Here is a 19,537-nt window from a genome sequence, read left to right on the forward strand (position 1 = left end):
TGCCTATTCTCGATGGTAAGGGTGATTGGCGGTTATGCTCCACGCTCGATACAGGCTTTCAGCCATCACCACCCGAACGAGTGGGTGAGGGAGCGTTAACGGCGATAAAGACCAAGATTGGTCTGCGGCTTGTTTACATGCTGGAGCAAGTCCTTCTGGACCACCAATTAAGATAGAGACATCGCGTCCATCTAATTTCCAACTTTCCAGTTGACCAGCCAATTGCTCGGTATCCCAACGTTTTCCGGGAATATCGAGCGTAACAATACGGTTGCCTTTTGGCACAGCCGCTAGCATGGCTTCGCCTTCTTTTTGCAAAATTCTTGCAATATCGGCATTCTTGCCTCGTTTACCGGCTGAAACTTCAATGAGATCGAGCGGCATATCGTGGGGAAAGCGACGTTTATACTCTTGAAAGCCTTCCTCTACCCACTTGGGCATTTTAGTTCCAACAGCGATTAATTGAATCTTCAACGCTTAGCTCCAGAGCTTTTCTAACTGGTACATCTCGCGTTGTTCTTCCTGCATCACGTGGATCATTGTGGTGCCCAAATCAACAACTACCCATTCTCCCTCGGTTTCACCTTCAATACCAAGCGGATCTAGGCCTGATTTACGAGCTTCACTGGCCACATGGTCGGCAATGGAAGCTACGTGGCGTTTAGAGGTGCCAGTACAAATGATCATAAAATCTGTGATACTAGATTTACCTTGCACATCAATAGTAATGATGTCTTGTGCTTTCATATCATCTGCTTTATCAGCAAGGAATGCGGTTAATTCTTCGCGTTGCAAGTAACTATCCTCTGAAATTTATCGTTGTTCTAAGTAAAAAGAGCGTCGGAGTATACCATACCGATCACTGTATTTATCCGTACGATATTACGTGTTAGGGACATCGTAGCGTATTGAGTCAGTCTTTACTCTTACAGTGGTAACGGTATGTTTGCATCAGTATGACAACACTCAAAGGTGATTTGTTGCAATAAAGGCCAAACAGGTTGCTCATATTGAGTTTTTGTCAATATTTCGCATTGGGCAAGTAATTGCACCAAATGGCGCAGTTTTTTTGTGGAAAGACGCTTTAATGCTGCAGCGTACAGGGGGCGTTTATTTTGCCAGATACGAAATTTTTCCATCACAGAGCCTAAGGGCATTGTCGTTAAAGCTTGCTGCATTTGAACTAATTGCATCAGCTCTTTTTGAATGGTTCGAATCAGGATTATAGGTTCCATATCTTCCGCTTGTAACTGGCGTAAAACGCGTTGTGCACGTTTCTCTTTTCCTTCCAGTAAAGAATCAGTCCAATGAAAAGCGGTGTAGTGGTTATTACGACTTAATGCTTCCTCTAGGCGAATCATCGTGATTTGTCCGTCTGGATAGAGCAACACGAGTTTTTCTAAACTCTGAACGAGGGCAAATAGATTCCCTTCATGCCAATGGGCTAACATTTGCACAGCTTCAGTATCAGGAGTCAGCCCAATCTGTCGGCAGCGAGTGATTACGAATTGTGGTAAGCGACTAATATCTGGAGTTAAACAGTTAACCAAGCAACCTTGATTTGCTATCGCTTTACACCAAGCCGAGTTCTCTTGTGCCTTCGTCAGCCTGCCACCAATAATCACTAACATCACATCAGGATTAAGGCTTTCGACGAGCGTTTTAATTTCTTTACCTATTGCCGCATTGATTCCTGCTTCCGGTAAAGTTAGCTCGATAAGCTGACGATTTGAAAATAAGCTCATTGACTGACAACAGTCGTAGACCTCATTCCAATCTAGACTTGCATCAACGGCAAACCGATGTTTTTCTTCAAACCCTAGGGTAAGAGCTGCTTTTTCAATCGCAATCCGTGATTCATCTAACAGCAGCGGCTCGTTGCCGAAGACCAAATAGCTCGGCAACAGCTGCTTGTTTAATAAATCCGCTAACTTATCTGCGTATATTCTCATGACCAATCAAAGTGCTCAGTCTTAGTCGACAGAATCAGAGTTAGAAAGATCACTGCCTAACTCTTGCTGTTTTTTCTGTTCTTGCTGCTGTTCATGCAGCTCCTTGGTTGTGATCTTATTACCGTCTTTATCCAAATTCATAGTGCCTGCTTCGATGTTCGCTTTTAAGCGTGCCATTTGACGGATAATTTGGCTTGCTGCGAGGTGGCGCATTTCATCTTCAAGTTTGTCTTGTTCGACCGATTTTGCCAATGCACTGAGTGGGTTATCCAAATAGCTTCGTGTCACACTGGTGGTAAAGGTTCTATCACCAATATCAGGGATAGTAACTCGATAACTCGCGGAAAAGGTTAGCTCAATTTCTGCTGCACGAGTGCTTTGATAAAGGGACAGCGTACGATCACTCAGACTTTCACTTAACAGGTGAAGGTTCGGTATATTTTCTGCTGGTGGCACTATGTTAATGTCATTCATACGCAACTGACGAGTGATAATACGCGTAAAGTCGCTGTACTGGTCATAACTGGTAAATGACATCGTATCTAGAGCTTCAGGAACATCATAATCACCACGAAGGTGAAAGCCACAAGCACTCAAAAGAGTGGCAAGAAAAAAGACCAAAGAAAATTTAATTGGAGAAAACTGTGTTAAGCGCATTGGTTATCTATTCTCTATTATCGAAAGACTTAGGTTAATTCACCCAAAGGGAAAACTAACGTAAGGCTTTGCCGTCGTATAACGCCTTAGCTCAGACGCAGGAAAAGTTGCCGCAAGCGGCAACTTTAGTCATGAAGTCTGTCAATGTAAAACCGCAGACCTTAGTGTGTAATCACTTAGTTTGCAACGATATTCAATAGCTTACCAGGAACGTAAATGACTTTACGTACTGTTTTGCCATCTGTGAATTTCTTCACGTTTTCATCATTCAAACCAAGCTCTTCCACTTGTTCTTTTGGCGCATCAGCTGCCACGGTGATTTTACTGCGAAGTTTACCGTTCACTTGAAGGATGATCAGTTTTTCATCTTCAACCAATGCAGCTTCATCGAACGTTGGCCATTGAGCATGGTCTGCATCTTGCTCACCTAGCGCTTCCCACATTTCGAAACAAATGTGTGGAGTAATAGGGTAAAGCATGCGAACGATAGCTTTTAGTGCTTCGTCCATGATGGCACGATCCTGACCTTCCGCCAATGGCGCTTTAGTCAGTTTGTTCATCAGTTCCATGATTGCAGCGATTGCAGTGTTAAATGTTTGACGACGTTCAATATCGTCTGTCACTTTTGCGATCGTTTTATGTACTTCGCGGCGCAGTGCTTTTTGATCTGTCGTTAGAGTTGCAGCATCAAGCGCAGGTACTTCACCGTGTTGAATGTGCTCATTAACCAGTTTCCATACACGACGAAGGAAGCGGTTAGCGCCTTCAACACCAGATTCTTGCCATTCTAAAGTCATGTCGGCTGGAGACGCGAACATCATGAATAAGCGCACGGTATCGGCACCGTACTTATCAACCATTTCTTGTGGGTCAATACCGTTGTTTTTAGACTTAGACATTTTGATCATGCCTGAGTGTTCAACGTCACGGCCAGTGCTGTCTTTCGCTGATGTGATGTGGCCTTTACCGTCACGCTCAACTGTCACGTGAGTAGGTGCAACCCACTCTGTGCCACCTTTCTCGTTCTCGTAAGAGAATGCATCAGCCAATACCATGCCTTGACATAGTAGACGCTTGAACGGTTCATCAGAGGTTACGTAACCGGCATCACGCAGCAATTTGTGGAAGAAGCGAGAGTACAGTAGGTGCATACATGCGTGTTCGATCCCACCCACGTATTGATCGGCTGGTAACCAGTAGTTTGCTTTTTCTGGATCTAAAATGTCATCCGCTTGTGGAGAACAGTAGCGCGCGTAATACCAAGAGGATTCCATAAAGGTATCAAAGGTATCTGTTTCACGTAATGCTGGTTCGCCGTTAAAGGTGGTTTTTGCCCATTCTTTATCGGCTTTAATTGGACTAGTTACACCGTCCATTACCACATCTTCTGGAAGAATGACTGGTAGTTGGTCTGCGGGTACTGGATGAACTTGGCCGTCTTCAGTGGTTACCATTGGGATTGGTGCACCCCAGTAACGCTGACGAGAAACACCCCAGTCACGTAGACGGAAGTTAACGGTCTTCTTACCTTTTCCTTCGGCTTCTAGTCTTGCTGAGATAGCATCAAATGCTGCTTGGAATTCAAGACCGTCGAATTCACCTGAATCAAACAGTACGCCTTTCTCGGTGTATGCTTCTTCAGAGATATTGAGTTCGCTGCCGTCAGCAGGGCTGATTACAGGAATGATATCTAGACCGTACTTAGTCGCGAACTCGTAGTCACGTTGGTCGTGCGCAGGTACTGCCATTACAGCGCCTGTACCGTAATCCATTAGTACGAAGTTAGCGACGTAAACGGGAACCTCACGGCCGTTCAATGGGTGAATAGCAGTAAGGCCAGTCGCCATACCTTTCTTCTCCATTGTTGCCATTTCAGCTTCTGCTACTTTGTTGTTCTTACACTCTTCAATGAAAGCTGCTAGCTCAGGGTTTGTTTTCGCTGCTTCTGCTGCTAGAGGGTGGCCTGCTGCGATACCAACATAAGTCACACCCATTAGCGTGTCTGGGCGAGTCGTGTACACTTCTAGGTCTGCTTGACCTTTCACTTCAAACTTAAGCTCTACGCCTTCAGAGCGACCAATCCAGTTACGCTGCATGGTTTTAACCATTTCTGGCCAGCCATCTAGCTTGTCTAAGTCATCGATCAGTTCTTGAGCGTACTCAGTAATTTTGATAAACCACTGAGGGATTTCTTTTTGCTCCACGATTGCGCCTGAACGCCAACCGCGACCATCAACAACTTGCTCGTTCGCAAGAACTGTCTGGTCAACTGGGTCCCAGTTAACCGTTGACATCTTCTTGTAAACGAGACCTTTTTCGTAAAGCTTAGTGAAGAACTCTTGCTCCCAGCGGTAGTACTCAGGACGACAAGTGGCGAATTCGCGGTTCCAGTCATAACCAAAGCCCAATGATTTAAGCTGGTTTTTCATGTATTCGATGTTTTCGTATGTCCATGGTGCAGGCGCTGTATTGTTTTTCACAGCTGCGTTTTCTGCTGGTAGACCGAAAGCGTCCCAGCCAATTGGCTGCATGACGTTTTTACCTTGTAGGCGCTGGAAGCGTGAGATTACGTCACCGATGGTGTAGTTACGCACGTGACCCATGTGGAGTCGACCACTTGGGTATGGGAACATTGAGAGACAATAGAATTTTTCTTTGTTAGGGTCTTCAGTAGCAGCGAACGTTTCGTTGCTATCCCAGTGCTGTTGAACTTTTTGTTCAATATCTTGCGGGTTATATTGATCTTGCATCGATGATATCCGGTTATCTTGGAATTTGTGAGTTCAATTAGAACTGATACTAATAGATCGTCATAGAATACCTAAAGGTTGACAGCACAACAATAGCCAATCCACTTTGATGGGGGTGACTTATGCCAAAACAGAAACAAGGTTACGAAGCTTTACTCGAAGAAGTCATTGAAACGCTGAAAAAGAGTCCTGATGAAATTTCCAAGATATTGGATAAATCAGAGCAAGTTGTCAGTGCCGCCAATGACTTAACCAAAGATGAGTTAGCATTAATTTCTGAATATGTTAAAGCAGACCTCAAAGAGTTCTCAGATTCTTTTGAAGAGAGCAAAAATGGGCCTTTTTATCTCACAATTACTAATTCTATATGGCAAGGGTTAATGGACATTACCGATAAAACCAAGCTTGAGTGGTTAGAGTTAGGTAAAGAACTTGAACAGCAAGGTGTGTATCAGGTGGGAGATAAGATCGGGTTAGGGGTTTTAGTCTGTGAAAAATGTGGGCATAAAACGGAATATATCCATCCCACAGAGGTCATCCCATGTCCGAAATGTGGCCACCAAAGTTTTCATCGTCAGCCGTTAACACCCTAAATAAAAAACCGCAAACTGATGTTTGCGGTTTTATTATGAAGCGTTAAACGTCGTTTTGTTCCGTCTTCTCAAGTGACATTGAGTGGTTGGGTGGCGTCTTTTGGCGTCGCCAAGCCCATATCAGACTGATCACTAACCATAAATATAATGGCCATGAGCCCATGACATAATAGGGTGTTTCACCTTCAGTAGGGTGAATATCTGCTCTTAATACACCAGTTTCAAATTGTGGAATGGTGTAGGTCATGTTGCCCAGATAATCGGTGATCGCGGTGACGCCATTGTTTGTCGAACGAATCACAGGCTTGCCCAATTCTAGCGCTCGCATTCGCGCAATTTCCATATGTTGTAATGGACCAATTGAGTGGCCAAACCAAGCGTCATTAGACTGTGTGAGAATAAAATCAGTGGTGTCATTGACGTTTGCGCGGATTTGATCGCCAAAAATAATTTCGTAACACAGCGCTGGGGCAAAAGAGAAGCCATGAGCAATAATATTTGGCTGAATATATCGACCTGCGCTAAACGATGACATGGGGAGATTAAATAATGGCGCAATAGGACGAAGCAGGCTTTCAAACGGGACAAATTCACCAAATGGAAGCAAATGGTGTTTGTGGTAACGAGCGCTCACATCGTAATGATAGCCATCTCCTGGAGTATCCCCTAAGGTAAGAACACTATTATAAAAACGTTTGTGGTCATCGATGTTAATAACGCCGGTAATTATACTGCTGTTATGAATACGAGCAGCGTGGTCAAGATTGGTTAGGAAAGTACCAACCTGAGATTCAATCGCTGGAATCGCCGCTTCCGGCCAGATGATGATATCTGCGTCCCAATTTTGTCGGGTTAAATCGACGTATTTCATCAAAGTTGGCCAACGCTCTCCGGGTAGCCATTTTTTGGCTTGATCGATGTTACCTTGAATAAGCGCAATTTTAGCTACGCGATCAGTGTCTGGGGTTACCCAGTGAGCCGATTTTAACCCATACCCGGTGGCGAGTATGATGAGTGGAATAAGGGCGTAATTCCAATTGCGTTTTAGCCACATATAACAGAACGCAGCTGAGCATATTAAAGTAAGTAAAGTGAGTAACTTAACCCCACCTATTGGCGCAAAATAAGCCAGTGGACTGTTGATTTGGCTGTATCCTAGCCATAACCAAGGGAAGCCAGTAAAAACCCAACCTCGTAACCAATCACAAATTAGCCACAGTGTGGGGGCCGCGAGGAAAAATCGGGTTTGATCGGTATGAGGAAAAAAGCGGTTTAATGCCCAACCAAATAGTGCGGGGTAGAACGCGAGATAAGCGACCAGTAAACTCATCAAAATAATGGTGGCGATCTCTGGCATACCACCAAAGCTGTCAATGCTGACGTGAACCCAGCTTATGCCAGTACCAAATTGACCGAGTCCCCAGCAGAACCCGATCCATCCAGCTTGCTTACGAGATTGATTCTGAAATAACAATAAGAGCAGTAATGGCGAAAGAATGGCTAAGGGCCAAAAATCATAAGGGGCGAAAGCGAGGGTGGTTAAAGCGCCAATAAAAGCGGCCGCAATGGGCCGCTTAAGGCGATGAGTTACAATTTTAATCATCTGCAATTTTCTGAAACTCTACATTTATCAGAGTGGGAAGTTACTCTTCAGTTGCTTCAGCCTGTGCCTCTGTATCAGGAATCGTAACATGAAGCTGCACGACACGGCGGTTATCAGCTGAGGTGACTTTAAAGGTGTATTGACCTATTTCAACAACTTCACCGCGATCGGGTAAGTGCCCAAATGCAGTAGTCACGAGGCCACCAATGGTATCGACTTCGTTATCGTTAAAGTTGGTATTGAAGGTTTCATTAAAATCTTCAATGGTGGTCAATGCTTTAACAGCGTAGGTGTGTTTACTAAGTTTCCGAATTTCAGATTGGTCGTCATCGTCAAACTCATCTTCAATATCACCAACAATTTCTTCGAGAACGTCCTCGATTGTGACAAGGCCAGAAACACCACCGAACTCATCTACGACAATCGCCATGTGATATCGTTCCTCACGGAACTCTTTTAAAAGACGATCGACTCGTTTACTTTCGGGTACAACGACCGCTGGGCGGATAACTTCTTCGATGTTGAAAGGAGAGCTACTTGAGCCCAAGTATTTTAGTAAGTCCTTCGCGAGCAAAATGCCTTCTACGTGATCTTTATCTTCGCTAATGATTGGATAGCGAGAGTGCTGTGCATCAGTGATGAGTGCGACTAGAGCATCTAGGTCATCATTACGATCCACTGTCACCATTTGGGAACGTGGGATCATGATATCGCGAACACGCATTTCAGAGATTTCCATGACACCTTCTAACATATCTCTGGTGTCATGATCGATTAGGTCATTGATTTCAGAATCACGGATGACATCCACTAACTCTTGGCGATCTTTAGGATCACCTTGAAATAGTTGACCTAAGCGCTCAAAGAAGGACTTTCTACTCGGACCTTCAGAACTTTGCGAATTATCTTCGTTCATTGTTTCTCAGTTAAATTATGCTATCAGACGTGTGATAGCTCACATGCTATACCCAAATAACTTCACCAATCAGTATCAAATAAGTGTTTGAGTACTACTATGGCCAGCGCCATATAAAGTCATTTGGGTATACACCTAAATACGCTAGGGGAAAGGTGGCACATCACTAAACAGAGTCTGTTATTGCAATGTACCGCACCTTGGTATCCTGCTAACGGAAAAAGGTAAGCAATAAACTTAAACCTTGCGGTGTTTATTCTTTTTCAGCAGCATAAGGATCTTCGTATCCCATGCTTTGCATGATTTCCGCTTCGAGTGACTCCATGATTTCCGCTTCATCATCCTCGATATGGTCATAACCTAGCAGATGAAGACTACCATGTACAACCATATGAGCCCAGTGTGAGGCAAGGGGCGTATTTTGCTCTTTTGCTTCACGCTCAACAACTTGACGACAAATCACCAAATCACCCAGCAAATCAATCTCCATCCCCGGTGGTGCTTCAAATGGAAAAGAAAGCACATTGGTTGGACGATCTTTACCACGATAGTCGAAATTAAGCTGATGACTTTCCTGCTCATCCACAATCCGGATGGTGACTTCTGCTTGCTCTTGAAAACGATTAACAGCCTCAGTTAACCAGCGAGAAAAATCGGCTTGTGAAGGTAAGTCTGCATCACTTTGACTCGCAATTTGTAAATCTAGCTCGATACTCATGATTACTCGCCAGATTCCTGAATTGCAGTGCGCAGAGCTGCGATTTCAGCTTTTTGTTGCTCGAGCTTTTTCACTTCACGCTCTTCACGGCGGCGCTGTTCGTACTCTTTACGTTCTTTTTGATCTTGAGCTTCCCATTTTTCGTACGCATTGACAATGCGGGCAACCACTGGGTGGCGTACTACATCATCGGCTTGGAAAAAGTTAAAGCTGATTTCATCCACGTCGTTCAATACTTCGATTGCATGACGTAAGCCTGAACGAGCACCACGAGGCAAGTCGATTTGAGTCACATCGCCAGTAATGACAGCACGTGAGTTAAAACCAACGCGAGTTAGGAACATTTTCATTTGTTCCACTGTGGTGTTTTGGCTTTCATCCAAAATAATAAACGCATCATTGAGAGTACGACCACGCATATAAGCAAGAGGCGCAACTTCGATGACGTTACGTTCAATGAGCTTTTCTACACGCTCAAAGCCCATCATCTCAAATAGGGCATCGTATAGAGGGCGTAAATAAGGGTCGACTTTCTGGCTTAAGTCACCGGGTAAGAAACCCAGTTTTTCACCCGCTTCAACAGCAGGACGCGTCAGTAGAATTCGGCGTACTTCTTGGCGTTCAAGTGCATCAACTGCTGCTGCAACAGCCAAGTAGGTTTTACCCGTACCCGCAGGGCCAATACCAAAGCTAATGTCATGAGTGACCATGTTCATTAGGTAATGCGCTTGGTTTGGTGTACGAGGTTTAATTACACCTTTCTTCGTTTTAACAAACACTTCTTTGCCGTGCTCGATAGACGACTCAACGTTTTGTTCGAGTACACCGTGCTCTTTAATCGCTAGGTGAATCTGTTCCGGCTCTATATCCGGAATCTCACCTCGTACGGGGGCCGTGTCAACATATAATGTTTTGATGATATCCAGCGCAGCAGCTGTCGTATGAGGTTTACCGACAATTGTGAAAAGGTTGCTACGGTGGTTAATTTCGACACCTAAGCGGCGCTCGATATGTTTGATGTTGTCGTCGAAAGGACCGCACAGACTTGCCAGGCGGCGGTTATCAGAAGGTTCGAGATTGATCTCTACAGTAACGATTTTATTGCTCAAATTAGCCTCTCAGTTTGTCATTCAAGAATGCCCGATTACGACCGGGCACCTAATGACAGTTTATACGAGCTTAAGGAGTAAAAGTAGCAACTCCTAGCTCATCTTCGCGACGAGTCTTCGCCATCATTTCTGATGGAGAAGTTACAACACGAAGGTCCATCTCTTTTTCAGTACGAATTAATTCACCGCGCAATGAGTTAGGGAAGACATCAACGATGTTTACATCGACAAATTGGCCAATAAGGTCAGCTGAGCCTTCAAAGTTCACAACTCGGTTGTTTTCAGTACGACCGCGAAGTTCCATTAGGTTCTTCTTCGATGGGCCTTCTACCAAAATGCGTTGCTCGGTGCCTAGCATCTGACGTGAGTAACGCATTGCTTGACTGTTGATCTGCTGTTGCAGTTCATACAGACGTTCTTTTTTCACTTGCTCAGTTAAATCACAAGGGTAATCCGCGGCTGGAGTACCTGGACGTGGTGAGAAAATGAAGCTAAAGCTCATATCAAAATCGACATCGCGGATCAGTTTCATGGTGTCCTGGAAGTCTTTATCAGATTCGCCAGGGAATGCCACGATAAAGTCGGAACTGATTTGGATGTCAGGACGAGCTTTGCGTAGTTTACGAATAATCGATTTGTATTCGATTGCGGTATGTGGGCGTTTCATCATAGTCAAAATACGGTCACTGCCACTTTGAACTGGCAAGTGCAAGAAGCTTACAAGCTCAGGCGTATCTTCATATACTGCAATGATATCGTCCGTAAATTCTAGTGGGTGGCTTGTGGTAAAGCGAATACGGTCGATACCGTCAATCGATGCCACTAGGCGCAGTAGCTCTGCAAACGAGCAGATACCGCCATCAAACATTGGGCCACGGTAAGCGTTTACGTTTTGGCCCAGAAGGTTAACTTCACGTACACCTTGTTCCGCTAGTTGCGCAATTTCGTACAACACATCATCCATTGGACGGCTGACTTCTTCACCGCGTGTATAAGGAACGACGCAGTAAGTGCAGTATTTTGAACAACCTTCCATAATGGAGACGAAAGCAGTTGGCCCCTCAGCGCGAGGTTCTGGTAAGCGGTCAAACTTTTCAATCTCAGGGAAAGAAATATCCATGATCGGAGCATGATCGTCACGTGATTGTTTGATCATCTCTGGTAGGCGGTGTAGCGTTTGTGGACCAAAGATAACGTCAACGAACGGTGCGCGTTCACGGATGTGATCGCCTTCCTGAGTTGCAACACAACCACCGACGCCGATAACGACACCCGGTTTTTTATCTTTTAGTGTTTTCCAGCGACCTAATTGGTGGAACACTTTTTCCTGCGCTTTCTCACGAATAGAACAGGTGTTCAATAGTAGGACGTCTGCTTCCTCAGGTTCTTCTGTTAGCTCATAGCCATTCGCAGCGTTAAGCAGGTCGGCCATTTTAGACGAATCGTATTCGTTCATCTGGCAGCCCCAAGTTTTTATTAGCAGTTTCTTACTCATCTCACTTTCGCTCGTTTAATAGTTCATCTGTTTGATTATACCTAAGCCACCTCTATTTGAAGAATAGCAGGAGGAAGAGGCTTAGGTATCGCTTATTTTTACGCCACCCCAAGGTGAGTAAGCGGCGTATTGTACTTCTTTCAAAAGGCACTGACTAGTCATGACACGAAATCTATTAAAAGCATTGTCATATCTGGGTTTTACCCATTGCAAAAGCAAGGTTTTTTTACAAAATAATTCGCAATAATTGATGGGCTACGTACAATACCCACAGAGATGGTTTTGGTTAAGAAATAGGACATATGAAGACATTTGACGTAGTAATAATCGGTGGCGGCATGGTCGGAGCTGCACTTGCTCTTGGTTGGGCGAAACAAGGGCATACGGTCGCGCTGGTAGAAGGGCACTCTCCTCAAAAATTTGCGCCAGAGCAACCGATGGACGTCAGAATTTCCGCTATTTCAAAAACATCTGTTGATTTGCTAAACCAACTTGGCGCATGGGAAGCGATTAAAGCGATGCGTGTTTGCCCTTATCGAGGTTTAGAAACGTGGGAACATCCTGATTGTCGTACACGATTCCACAGTGATGACCTTGGTATTGATCTACTGGGTTATATGGTAGAAAACCGGGTTATTCAGCTTGGATTATGGGCTCAATTTGCACAGCACCCGAATCTCACTCTATTTTGCCCTGAACGGTTAGATTCAATTACTGGTGATGAACGGAAACGCATCACTCTTGAATCCGGTGAAGTGTTAGAAGCTGATTGGGTTGTTGGTGCCGATGGTGCCAACTCCAAGGTTCGTCAATGTGCTCATATCGGAGTGACCGCTTGGGATTATCGCCAACACTGTATGTTGATTAATGTTGAAACCGCAAAGGCTCAACAAGACGTCACTTGGCAACAATTTTTTCCAAGTGGACCTCGCTCTTTCTTACCTCTTAATGGTCACCAAGGCTCGCTAGTTTGGTATGACTCACCAGCAAGAATTCGACAGCTTTCTTCACAGACACCAAATCAGTTACGTGAGGAAATACTGGCTCATTTTCCCGCTGAGCTTGGTGATATAAAGGTTCTTGATAAAGGGAGCTTCCCACTTACTCGTCGTCATGCTCAGAAATATGTGAGTCATGGTTGTGTGTTAGTTGGGGATTCTGCTCATACAATTAACCCATTAGCAGGGCAGGGGGTTAATCTGGGCTTTAAAGATGTGGCAGTGCTGTTAGAAGAAACAGCAAAAGGGTCAGCCCTTACTTTATCTCAATTCCAAGGTTACGAACGCCGTCGTCGCCCAGATAATCTACTCATGCAATCGGGAATGGATTTCTTTTACAAGACGTTCAGTAACGAATTACCGCCACTGAGAGCTGCACGGAATGCATTATTGAAAGTTGCGGAAAATGCTGGACCTATTAAAAAGCAGGTATTGCGTTACGCGTTAGGTCTCTAGGCTACTGTGAATTTGAGTAAAAAAGTACCACAAAAAAACGCTGCGAAAGGCAGCGTTTTTAATGCATGTTAACTAAAAAACTTATTTAGTTACACGTAGTACTGGTGTTTCACCAACAGTGACAGAACCAGAAAGTTTGTTCAACTCTTTGATTTCATCCATGTTAGAGATAACGACAGGTGTTAGCGTTGATTTTGCTTTTTCTTGAAGAAGAGCAAGATCAAATTCGATAACAGTATCACCAGCTTTTACGCTTTGGCCTTCTTCAGCGATGCGTTTGAAGCCTTCGCCTTTCAGTTCAACAGTGTCGATACCGAAGTGAACGAATAGTTCTACGCCATCGTCAGACTCGATTGAGAAAGCGTGGTTAGTTTCAAAAATTTTGCCGATAGTACCGTTAACAGGAGCTACCATCTTGTCACCAGAAGGTTTGATAGCGATACCGTCACCAACGATTTTTTCAGCGAACACGACATCTGGCACATCTTCAATGTTTACGATTTCACCAGAAAGTGGCGCAATAATTTCGATTGCACCTGCGTCAGCGCTGTCGTCAGAGACTAGCTTTTTAAGTTTGTCAAACAGACCCATTGTGTCATGCTCCTAACGTTTAAAAATATTTCTGTCGAAGTATAGTATACCAATCGAGGACATTAGACGACTACTTTTAATCGTCTAATGTATTGGTGTCACTTCAATTATTTGATTTTTTCGGCAATGAATTTTTGCACGCAAGCGTCAATTTCTGCTGCTGTTGCCAGTGTTAGAGCTTCATCAGCCATTGCTTTTACTTCAGCGAAGTTTGTGTTGCGAATTACTTTCTTCACTTTCGGAATTGAGATGCCGCTCATAGAGAACTCATCTAGACCCATACCCAGAAGTAGTAGAGTTGCACGTTCGTCACCTGCTAACTCACCACACATACCAGTCCATTTACCTTCTGCGTGAGATGCGTCAATCACTTGCTTGATCACATTAAGCACTGAAGGTGACAGCGGGTTGTATAGGTGTGAAATCATTTCGTTACCACGGTCAACTGCCAATGTGTATTGCGTTAAGTCGTTGGTACCGATTGAGAAGAATGACACTTCTTTTGCAAGGTGGTGAGCAATTGCTGCAGCAGCAGGAGTCTCAACCATTACACCGATTTCAATGTTTTCATCGAAAGCGTAACCTTCGCTGCGAAGTTCAGCTTTGTATTCTTCTAGGGCTGCTTTAAGTTCGCGGATCTCTTCAACAGAGATAATCATTGGGAACATGATGCGTAACTTACCGTGAGCCGATGCGCGTAGAATACCACGTAGCTGAGCACGTAGAATTTCACGACGCTCAAGGCTGATACGGATAGCGCGCCAACCCAAGAATGGGTTCATTTCTTTAGGCAGATCCATGTACGGTAGATCTTTATCACCACCGATATCCATAGTACGGATAATCACGGATTGACCAGTCATGGACTCTGCAACTTCTTTATAGGCTTCGTATTGCTCTTGTTCTGTAGGGAAAGCATCACGATCCATAAATAGGAATTCAGTACGGTACAGACCAACGCCTTCGCCACCGTTGCGTTTGATACCGTCACAATCTTTTACAGTACCAATGTTACCGCATAGCTCAACAGTGCGGCCGTCGGTAGTTTCTGCTGGAAGGTCTTTTAATTTCGCTAACTCTTCTTTTTCAGCTAGGAAAGATTGCTGTACACTTTTCGCGTCAGCAAGTTCAGCGTCTGATGGGTTAACAATGATTTTGTTATTCATTGCATCAAGGATCAGAGTATCGCCGCTTTTTACTTTCGCTGTGATGTCGTTAGTACCTACAATCGCTGGAAGTTCTAATGAACGTGCCATGATTGAAGTATGAGACGTACGACCACCGATATCACAAGCAAAACCTAGAACGTAATCTAAGTTGATTTGAGCTGTTTCAGATGGAGTGAGATCGTATGCAACAAGAATGACTTCTTCGCTGATATCGCTAAGAGAAATGATGTTGATACCCAGTGCGTTTTTCACGAAACGAGTACCGATATCACGGATGTCTGTTGCGCGTTCTTTTAGGTATTCGTCGTCTAGTGATTCAAGAGCAGAAGCTTGTTCTTCAATGACGGTATGGATTGCGTTGTCTGCGTGAAGTTTTTCTTCTTTGATAAGAGTAAGAATTTCTTCTTCTAACTCTTCATCTTCCAGCAACATGATGTGGCCTTCGAAGATTGCTTCTTTTTCCTCACCGAATGTCTCAAGTGCTTTTTGTTTAACAACTTCAAGCTGTTGTGCTGACTTGTTACGAGCGTCGTAAAAACGTTGAACTTCAGCGTCTACTTGGTCATCGGAGATATGAGTGGTGTTGAGGACAATGTCATCTTCTTGAAGTAGTAATGCTTTACCAATAGCAATACCAGGAGATGCTAGGATGCCTGAAATCATAGCCTTACCTTAAACTGGTCATCTGTAAACATGAAATGGAGGTATGACTACTGTCAGATATTCAGTATTGTCATACCTAATTTCTAACAAAGCCATTTTGCACGCGCAAAATGGCTTGAATAGAAATGATCTGATTAGTGAAGTTGGTCCATAAGAGCAACTAGGTGATCAACCGCTTCTTGAGCTTGTGCACCTTCAGCTGAAATAGTCACTAAAGTACCTTTAACAAGGCCTAGTGTTTGCAGTTTGAAAAGGCTTTTTGCACTAGCGCTTTTACCATTTGAAGTTACAGTGATGTCCGCGTCAAAAGCTTTAGCTTCTTTTACGAATTGTGCTGCTGGACGAGTGTGAAGACCGTTTTCTGNAGTAATTTCTACTTGCTTCTCGTACATGTGATATACCCCAATTAAATTATTTTTTTGTAAGATTGTTAATCGTTCTTACTTTACCTTGATAGAGAAAAATTCGCCATAGTGGCGTACATTTTCCTGTCACAGTAATGAGAATGATTATTTCTATGCGAGCGCTGTGCCTATAGTGGTCTTGGGCGATCGCGGGACAAACTTGTACGCCTCTTTATTTTGAAGCGAAAAATAAAACACGCTCGATATTACCAAAGGTCAAGCTAGAATCAACAAAAAAGCCCCTAATAGGGGCTTTTTTCAATCAAAATTTGATTTCACTACATATTACTGTTGATTCTCTTTCTCAGAGAAAAGGCCTGCAAATAGCGCTGTAGATAGGTAACGTTCGCCAGAGCTTGGAAGGATAGCAACGATAGTTTTATCTTTGTATTCAGGTAGTTCTGCTAGGCGGTTTGCCGCAATAACTGCTGCACCTGATGAAATCCCAGCAAGAATGCCTTCTTCTTCCATTAGACGACGAGCCATTGCGATCGCATCGTCTGAAGGGATAGTCTCTACACGGTCGATGATTTCTAAATCTAAGTTTTCAGGAATGAAACCAGCGCCGATACCTTGGATTTTGTGTGGTCCTGGTTTGATTTCTTCACCAGCAAGAGCTTGAGTGATTACTGGTGATTCTGCTGGTTCAACCGCTACTGCAGTAATCTCTTTACCTTGTTTTTTAAGGAAACGAGAAGTACCAGTCAATGTGCCGCCTGTACCTACACCTGCCACAAATACGTCTACTTTACCTTCAGTCGCTTCCCAAATTTCTGGACCCGTTGTTTTTTCATGAATAGCAGGGTTCGCTGGGTTGTTAAATTGTTGTAGCATCAAGTATTTTTCTGGGTTGCTTGCGACAATTTCTTCTGCCTTGCTGATGGCTGCTTTCATACCGCCAGCTGCTGGAGTCAATTCAAGATTTGCGCCTAGTGCTTTTAGTAGCTTACGACGTTCAAGGCTCATTGACTCAGGCATAGTTAGCGTTAATTTGTAACCACGAGCGGCAGCAACGAAGGCGAGAGCAATACCTGTGTTACCACTTGTTGGTTCAACAAGTTCAACACCAGCTTTCAGTTTTCCTGATTTTTCTGCATCCCAAATCATGTTAGCGCCGATACGGCATTTAACACTGAAACTAGGGTTACGAGATTCTACTTTGACCAGAACATTGCCTTTGCTAACTTTATTTAGGCGAACGAGTGGTGTGTTACCAATAGTGAGTGAGTTGTCTTCGTAGATTTTGCTCATTGTGATGTTCCTTCATTTCGCACGGGTTCGTGTCGATATCTGTATATCGAAGTGAATATGTGAAAAGCATATTCACTTCACCAATAAGGTAAAAGAACTAAAAAGTTATATGATATATATCCAAATTCCATATGAAACGCTAATGTTAATGAATTAGCTTGTATGGTGAATTTATATATCTAACAATAAGTTACTTATTAATTTCCTGGCCACAATATCCCCTGTATTACACATTCGCAATACTGTTGGGTTATCACGCAGACTCTCTTTTTGTTACTGCTTAAACAAAACAACCTGCTGGAACTAGGCTATTTTGTTTTATGTTGATGCTGGAATTCCGCTACCCACATCGCCGTTGCACCACATACCGCAACGGGAACCACAAAAAGGTTAACGATGGGAATCGTCGTTAAAACTGAAACGATAATTCCAAAGCCATAGGCTTTACCTTGTTTTTGTTTCAAATCATTTCGCATCGCATGAAAGTCTATTTTGTGATTATCAAATGGGTAATCACAATATTGGATAGCGAGAGTCCAAGCTGTAAAAATAAACCAAGCGATTGGGCCTATCGTTTGTCCCAATGCGGGAATAAGCATTAAGATAAACAAGCCAAGTGCTTTGGGGACGACATAAACAAGTTTACGCCATTCTCGACTCATCACCCGTGGAATGTCTTTAATAACATCCAATACCCCATCATCGTTGGGCTTGCTTTGAGTAAGCTTTATTTCTACTTTTTCTGCGAGTAGTCCATTGAAAGGTGCCGCAATAAAGTTGGCTAACGTACTGAAGAAATATGAAAACGTGGCTAAGATCGTAATAACTAATAGCGGCCACAGCAGATAGCTTAACCAGGACAAAAAGTCAGGCAGCTGTTGCATCCACTGATCAATCCAAACACCAAGATGGTCAAATAGAAAATAGAGCGCCCCTCCAACTAAGATTATATTAGCGAGCAGTGGTAATATGACAAAGCGTCGGATATCCGGAGCAAAGGCAAGCTCTAGTCCAAAGAAAAAGTAGCCAAAGCCTGAACGTTGTTTTGGTTGCATTTATATCTTCCGATTAGCGAATTACTCAATTTTGAGCTGTTATTGTATGGCATCTAACCCATAGATACATAAAAGTTGTGCAAAAATCACCACTTCCCTTTAACTTCTAACATTAAGTTGTTCTAAATAGGGGGGGAGTTTTGGTAAAGTATTCCAATACACTGACTGATAAGCCTATCTTGGTCAACGAAGTTCAACAACAGGCGCAGAGCTCAGAACATCAAAAATCGAGAAACTGAGAGTTAAAAATGCAGGAATTGCGATTCGTACTCATAATTGTTGGCGGGCTAGCGATAGCCGCTTTGCTATTTCACGGTCTTTGGACCTCAAAAAAAGAAGGAAAGTCCAAATTTGGTGAAAGGCCGTTACGTAAAATAGACGTAGACCAAGATGAATCGTCTTCAGTAAAGGAAGGCGAGGAAGACGAACGAGAGATCAACTTTGCTGGTGAGTCTTCGAATGCGGATGATGACCCGCTGATTGGATCATTTAACGCGGATAGATCAGACGCTGATGTCGATGCTGAACCAGTGGTATTTAATTCACTTGAAGAAGACGATAACACGGCAACTGAGGATGTTATCCAAGAACATCATGAGCAAACAGAGCCTAAAGCATTTGATGAACCTTTGGTTTCTCCACTCGCAGCAGAAGAGCCGGTTATCGAGCCTGAACCAGAAGAAGAGCAACTTGAAGTATTGGTTTTAAATGTGCATTGTGCGGGCAATGAACCGTTTGTGGGCACGAAGCTATTTGATAGTATGCAACAAAATGGCTTGTTGTATGGCGAGATGAATATTTTTCATCGTCATGCGGATCTGTCTGGTACAGGGAAAGTGCTCTTTAGCGTCGCGAATATGATGCAGCCTGGTACATTAGAGCATGATGAGCCGGACACCTTTACCACCAAAGGTATTTCATTTTTTATGACCCTGCCGTGTTTTGGTGAACCGGAGCAAAACTTTAAGCTTATGCTCAAAACCGCTCAGCAAATTGCGGATGATATGGGTGGTAATGTACTCGATGATGCTCGTAACCTAATGACGCCAAATCGCTTAGAAGTTTATCGCCAGCAGATTCGTGATTTTAAAAGTAAAACTTCGGCTAAGGGATAGTACTCTCTAGCTAATCGACCTTTTATTAAGGCTCCGTGTCGG

General features: G+C 43.7%; 18 protein-coding genes. 3 read left to right on the forward strand and 15 right to left on the reverse strand.

Annotated features, from left to right (window positions below; genetic code table 11):
* Positions 1 to 3: 3 nt before the first annotated feature.
* From rlmH to leuS, 5 genes are all read right to left on the reverse strand, one after another.
* Complete coding sequence (rlmH, locus tag F9817_RS10105; RefSeq protein WP_161155087.1) at positions 4 to 474, reverse strand: 23S rRNA (pseudouridine(1915)-N(3))-methyltransferase RlmH; 471 nt, start codon at positions 472 to 474, stop codon at positions 4 to 6.
* 3 nt (positions 475 to 477) lie between these two features.
* Positions 478 to 795 (reverse strand): ribosome silencing factor, encoded by a 318-nt coding sequence (rsfS, locus tag F9817_RS10110; protein ID WP_161155089.1) that lies wholly within the window; start codon positions 793 to 795, stop codon positions 478 to 480.
* A 131-nt stretch (positions 796 to 926) separates the two neighbouring features.
* Positions 927 to 1,952, reverse strand: a complete 1,026-nt coding sequence (holA, locus tag F9817_RS10115) for a DNA polymerase III subunit delta (RefSeq protein ID WP_161155091.1) — start codon at positions 1,950 to 1,952, stop codon at positions 927 to 929.
* Between the two features lie 21 nt (positions 1,953 to 1,973).
* Positions 1,974 to 2,609 carry an LPS-assembly lipoprotein LptE gene (locus F9817_RS10120; protein ID WP_161155093.1) on the reverse strand — a complete coding sequence of 212 codons (636 nt, stop codon included), beginning with the start codon at positions 2,607 to 2,609 and terminating at the stop codon, positions 1,974 to 1,976.
* Between the two features lie 176 nt (positions 2,610 to 2,785).
* Positions 2,786 to 5,359 carry a leucine--tRNA ligase gene (leuS, locus tag F9817_RS10125; protein WP_161155095.1) on the reverse strand — a complete coding sequence of 858 codons (2,574 nt, stop codon included), beginning with the start codon at positions 5,357 to 5,359 and terminating at the stop codon, positions 2,786 to 2,788.
* Between the two features lie 122 nt (positions 5,360 to 5,481).
* Here leuS and F9817_RS10130 point away from each other — a divergent pair, with 122 nt between their 5' ends.
* Complete coding sequence (locus tag F9817_RS10130) at positions 5,482 to 5,952, forward strand: zinc ribbon-containing protein (protein ID WP_161155098.1); 471 nt, start codon at positions 5,482 to 5,484, stop codon at positions 5,950 to 5,952.
* A 43-nt stretch (positions 5,953 to 5,995) separates the two neighbouring features.
* Here the strand turns inward: F9817_RS10130 and lnt are convergent, their stop codons facing one another.
* The 5 genes from lnt to miaB all read right to left on the reverse strand — a co-directional run bounded on the left by lnt (position 5,996) and on the right by miaB (position 11,793).
* Positions 5,996 to 7,555, reverse strand: coding sequence for an apolipoprotein N-acyltransferase (gene lnt / locus F9817_RS10135; RefSeq protein WP_161155100.1), 1,560 nt, complete (start codon positions 7,553 to 7,555; stop codon positions 5,996 to 5,998).
* A gap of 40 nt (positions 7,556 to 7,595) precedes the next feature.
* Entirely contained in the window at positions 7,596 to 8,471 is an 876-nt protein-coding gene (corC, locus tag F9817_RS10140) for a CNNM family magnesium/cobalt transport protein CorC (protein ID WP_161155102.1), read from the reverse strand.
* A 253-nt stretch (positions 8,472 to 8,724) separates the two neighbouring features.
* A complete protein-coding gene (gene ybeY, locus F9817_RS10145; protein ID WP_161155104.1) occupies positions 8,725 to 9,189 on the reverse strand; it encodes an rRNA maturation RNase YbeY in 465 nt (154 codons plus the stop codon).
* Positions 9,190 to 9,191: 2 nt separating this feature from the next.
* Positions 9,192 to 10,298, reverse strand: a complete 1,107-nt coding sequence (locus F9817_RS10150) for a PhoH family protein (RefSeq protein WP_161155106.1) — start codon at positions 10,296 to 10,298, stop codon at positions 9,192 to 9,194.
* Positions 10,299 to 10,368: 70 nt separating this feature from the next.
* On the reverse strand, positions 10,369 to 11,793 hold the full coding sequence (miaB, locus tag F9817_RS10155; protein WP_161155108.1) for a tRNA (N6-isopentenyl adenosine(37)-C2)-methylthiotransferase MiaB: 1,425 nt from the start codon (positions 11,791 to 11,793) through the stop codon (positions 10,369 to 10,371).
* Between the two features lie 302 nt (positions 11,794 to 12,095).
* Between miaB and F9817_RS10160 the strand changes: the two genes are divergently transcribed.
* Entirely contained in the window at positions 12,096 to 13,247 is a 1,152-nt protein-coding gene (locus tag F9817_RS10160; protein ID WP_161155109.1) for a 2-octaprenyl-3-methyl-6-methoxy-1,4-benzoquinol hydroxylase, read from the forward strand.
* Between the two features lie 81 nt (positions 13,248 to 13,328).
* Here the strand turns inward: F9817_RS10160 and crr are convergent, their stop codons facing one another.
* From crr to cysZ, 5 genes are all read right to left on the reverse strand, one after another.
* Entirely contained in the window at positions 13,329 to 13,838 is a 510-nt protein-coding gene (crr, locus tag F9817_RS10165; protein WP_161155111.1) for a PTS glucose transporter subunit IIA, read from the reverse strand.
* A 107-nt stretch (positions 13,839 to 13,945) separates the two neighbouring features.
* Positions 13,946 to 15,670: a phosphoenolpyruvate-protein phosphotransferase PtsI gene (gene ptsI, locus F9817_RS10170; RefSeq protein ID WP_161155113.1), complete on the reverse strand. Its 1,725-nt coding sequence runs from the start codon at positions 15,668 to 15,670 to the stop codon at positions 13,946 to 13,948.
* 134 nt (positions 15,671 to 15,804) lie between these two features.
* Positions 15,805 to 16,062 carry an HPr family phosphocarrier protein gene (locus F9817_RS10175; RefSeq protein ID WP_161155115.1) on the reverse strand — a complete coding sequence of 86 codons (258 nt, stop codon included), beginning with the start codon at positions 16,060 to 16,062 and terminating at the stop codon, positions 15,805 to 15,807.
* Between the two features lie 297 nt (positions 16,063 to 16,359).
* The gene (cysK, locus tag F9817_RS10180; protein ID WP_161155117.1) at positions 16,360 to 17,325 is read right to left on the reverse strand and encodes a cysteine synthase A; all 966 of its coding nucleotides are present in this window, start codon (positions 17,323 to 17,325) and stop codon (positions 16,360 to 16,362) included.
* 308 nt (positions 17,326 to 17,633) lie between these two features.
* Positions 17,634 to 18,380 carry a sulfate transporter CysZ gene (gene cysZ / locus F9817_RS10185; protein WP_161155119.1) on the reverse strand — a complete coding sequence of 249 codons (747 nt, stop codon included), beginning with the start codon at positions 18,378 to 18,380 and terminating at the stop codon, positions 17,634 to 17,636.
* Positions 18,381 to 18,628: 248 nt separating this feature from the next.
* Here cysZ and zipA point away from each other — a divergent pair, with 248 nt between their 5' ends.
* On the forward strand, positions 18,629 to 19,495 hold the full coding sequence (gene zipA / locus F9817_RS10190) for a cell division protein ZipA (protein WP_161155121.1): 867 nt from the start codon (positions 18,629 to 18,631) through the stop codon (positions 19,493 to 19,495).
* Positions 19,496 to 19,537: the final 42 nt, after the last annotated feature.

It is taken from the genome of Vibrio eleionomae (assembly GCF_009874545.1).
Lineage (GTDB): Bacteria > Pseudomonadota > Gammaproteobacteria > Enterobacterales > Vibrionaceae > Vibrio > Vibrio nitrifigilis.

Excerpts from the sequence above, each read along its gene's own strand:
- crr (WP_161155111.1), bottom strand. The coding sequence starts at position 13,838 with ATGGGTCTGTTTGACAAACTTAAAAAGCTAGTCTCTGACGACAGCGCT.
- leuS (WP_161155095.1), bottom strand. The coding sequence starts at position 5,359 with ATGCAAGATCAATATAACCCGCAAGATATTGAACAAAAAGTTCAACAG.
- lnt (WP_161155100.1), bottom strand. The coding sequence starts at position 7,555 with ATGATTAAAATTGTAACTCATCGCCTTAAGCGGCCCATTGCGGCCGCT.
- cysZ (WP_161155119.1), bottom strand. The coding sequence starts at position 18,380 with ATGCAACCAAAACAACGTTCAGGCTTTGGCTACTTTTTCTTTGGACTA.
- ptsI (WP_161155113.1), bottom strand. The coding sequence starts at position 15,670 with ATGATTTCAGGCATCCTAGCATCTCCTGGTATTGCTATTGGTAAAGCA.
- zipA (WP_161155121.1), top strand. The coding sequence starts at position 18,629 with ATGCAGGAATTGCGATTCGTACTCATAATTGTTGGCGGGCTAGCGATA.
- F9817_RS10130 (WP_161155098.1), top strand. The coding sequence starts at position 5,482 with ATGCCAAAACAGAAACAAGGTTACGAAGCTTTACTCGAAGAAGTCATT.
- corC (WP_161155102.1), bottom strand. The coding sequence starts at position 8,471 with ATGAACGAAGATAATTCGCAAAGTTCTGAAGGTCCGAGTAGAAAGTCC.
- cysK (WP_161155117.1), bottom strand. The coding sequence starts at position 17,325 with ATGAGCAAAATCTACGAAGACAACTCACTCACTATTGGTAACACACCA.
- miaB (WP_161155108.1), bottom strand. The coding sequence starts at position 11,793 with ATGAGTAAGAAACTGCTAATAAAAACTTGGGGCTGCCAGATGAACGAA.
- F9817_RS10120 (WP_161155093.1), bottom strand. The coding sequence starts at position 2,609 with ATGCGCTTAACACAGTTTTCTCCAATTAAATTTTCTTTGGTCTTTTTT.
- F9817_RS10160 (WP_161155109.1), top strand. The coding sequence starts at position 12,096 with ATGAAGACATTTGACGTAGTAATAATCGGTGGCGGCATGGTCGGAGCT.
- ybeY (WP_161155104.1), bottom strand. The coding sequence starts at position 9,189 with ATGAGTATCGAGCTAGATTTACAAATTGCGAGTCAAAGTGATGCAGAC.
- holA (WP_161155091.1), bottom strand. The coding sequence starts at position 1,952 with ATGAGAATATACGCAGATAAGTTAGCGGATTTATTAAACAAGCAGCTG.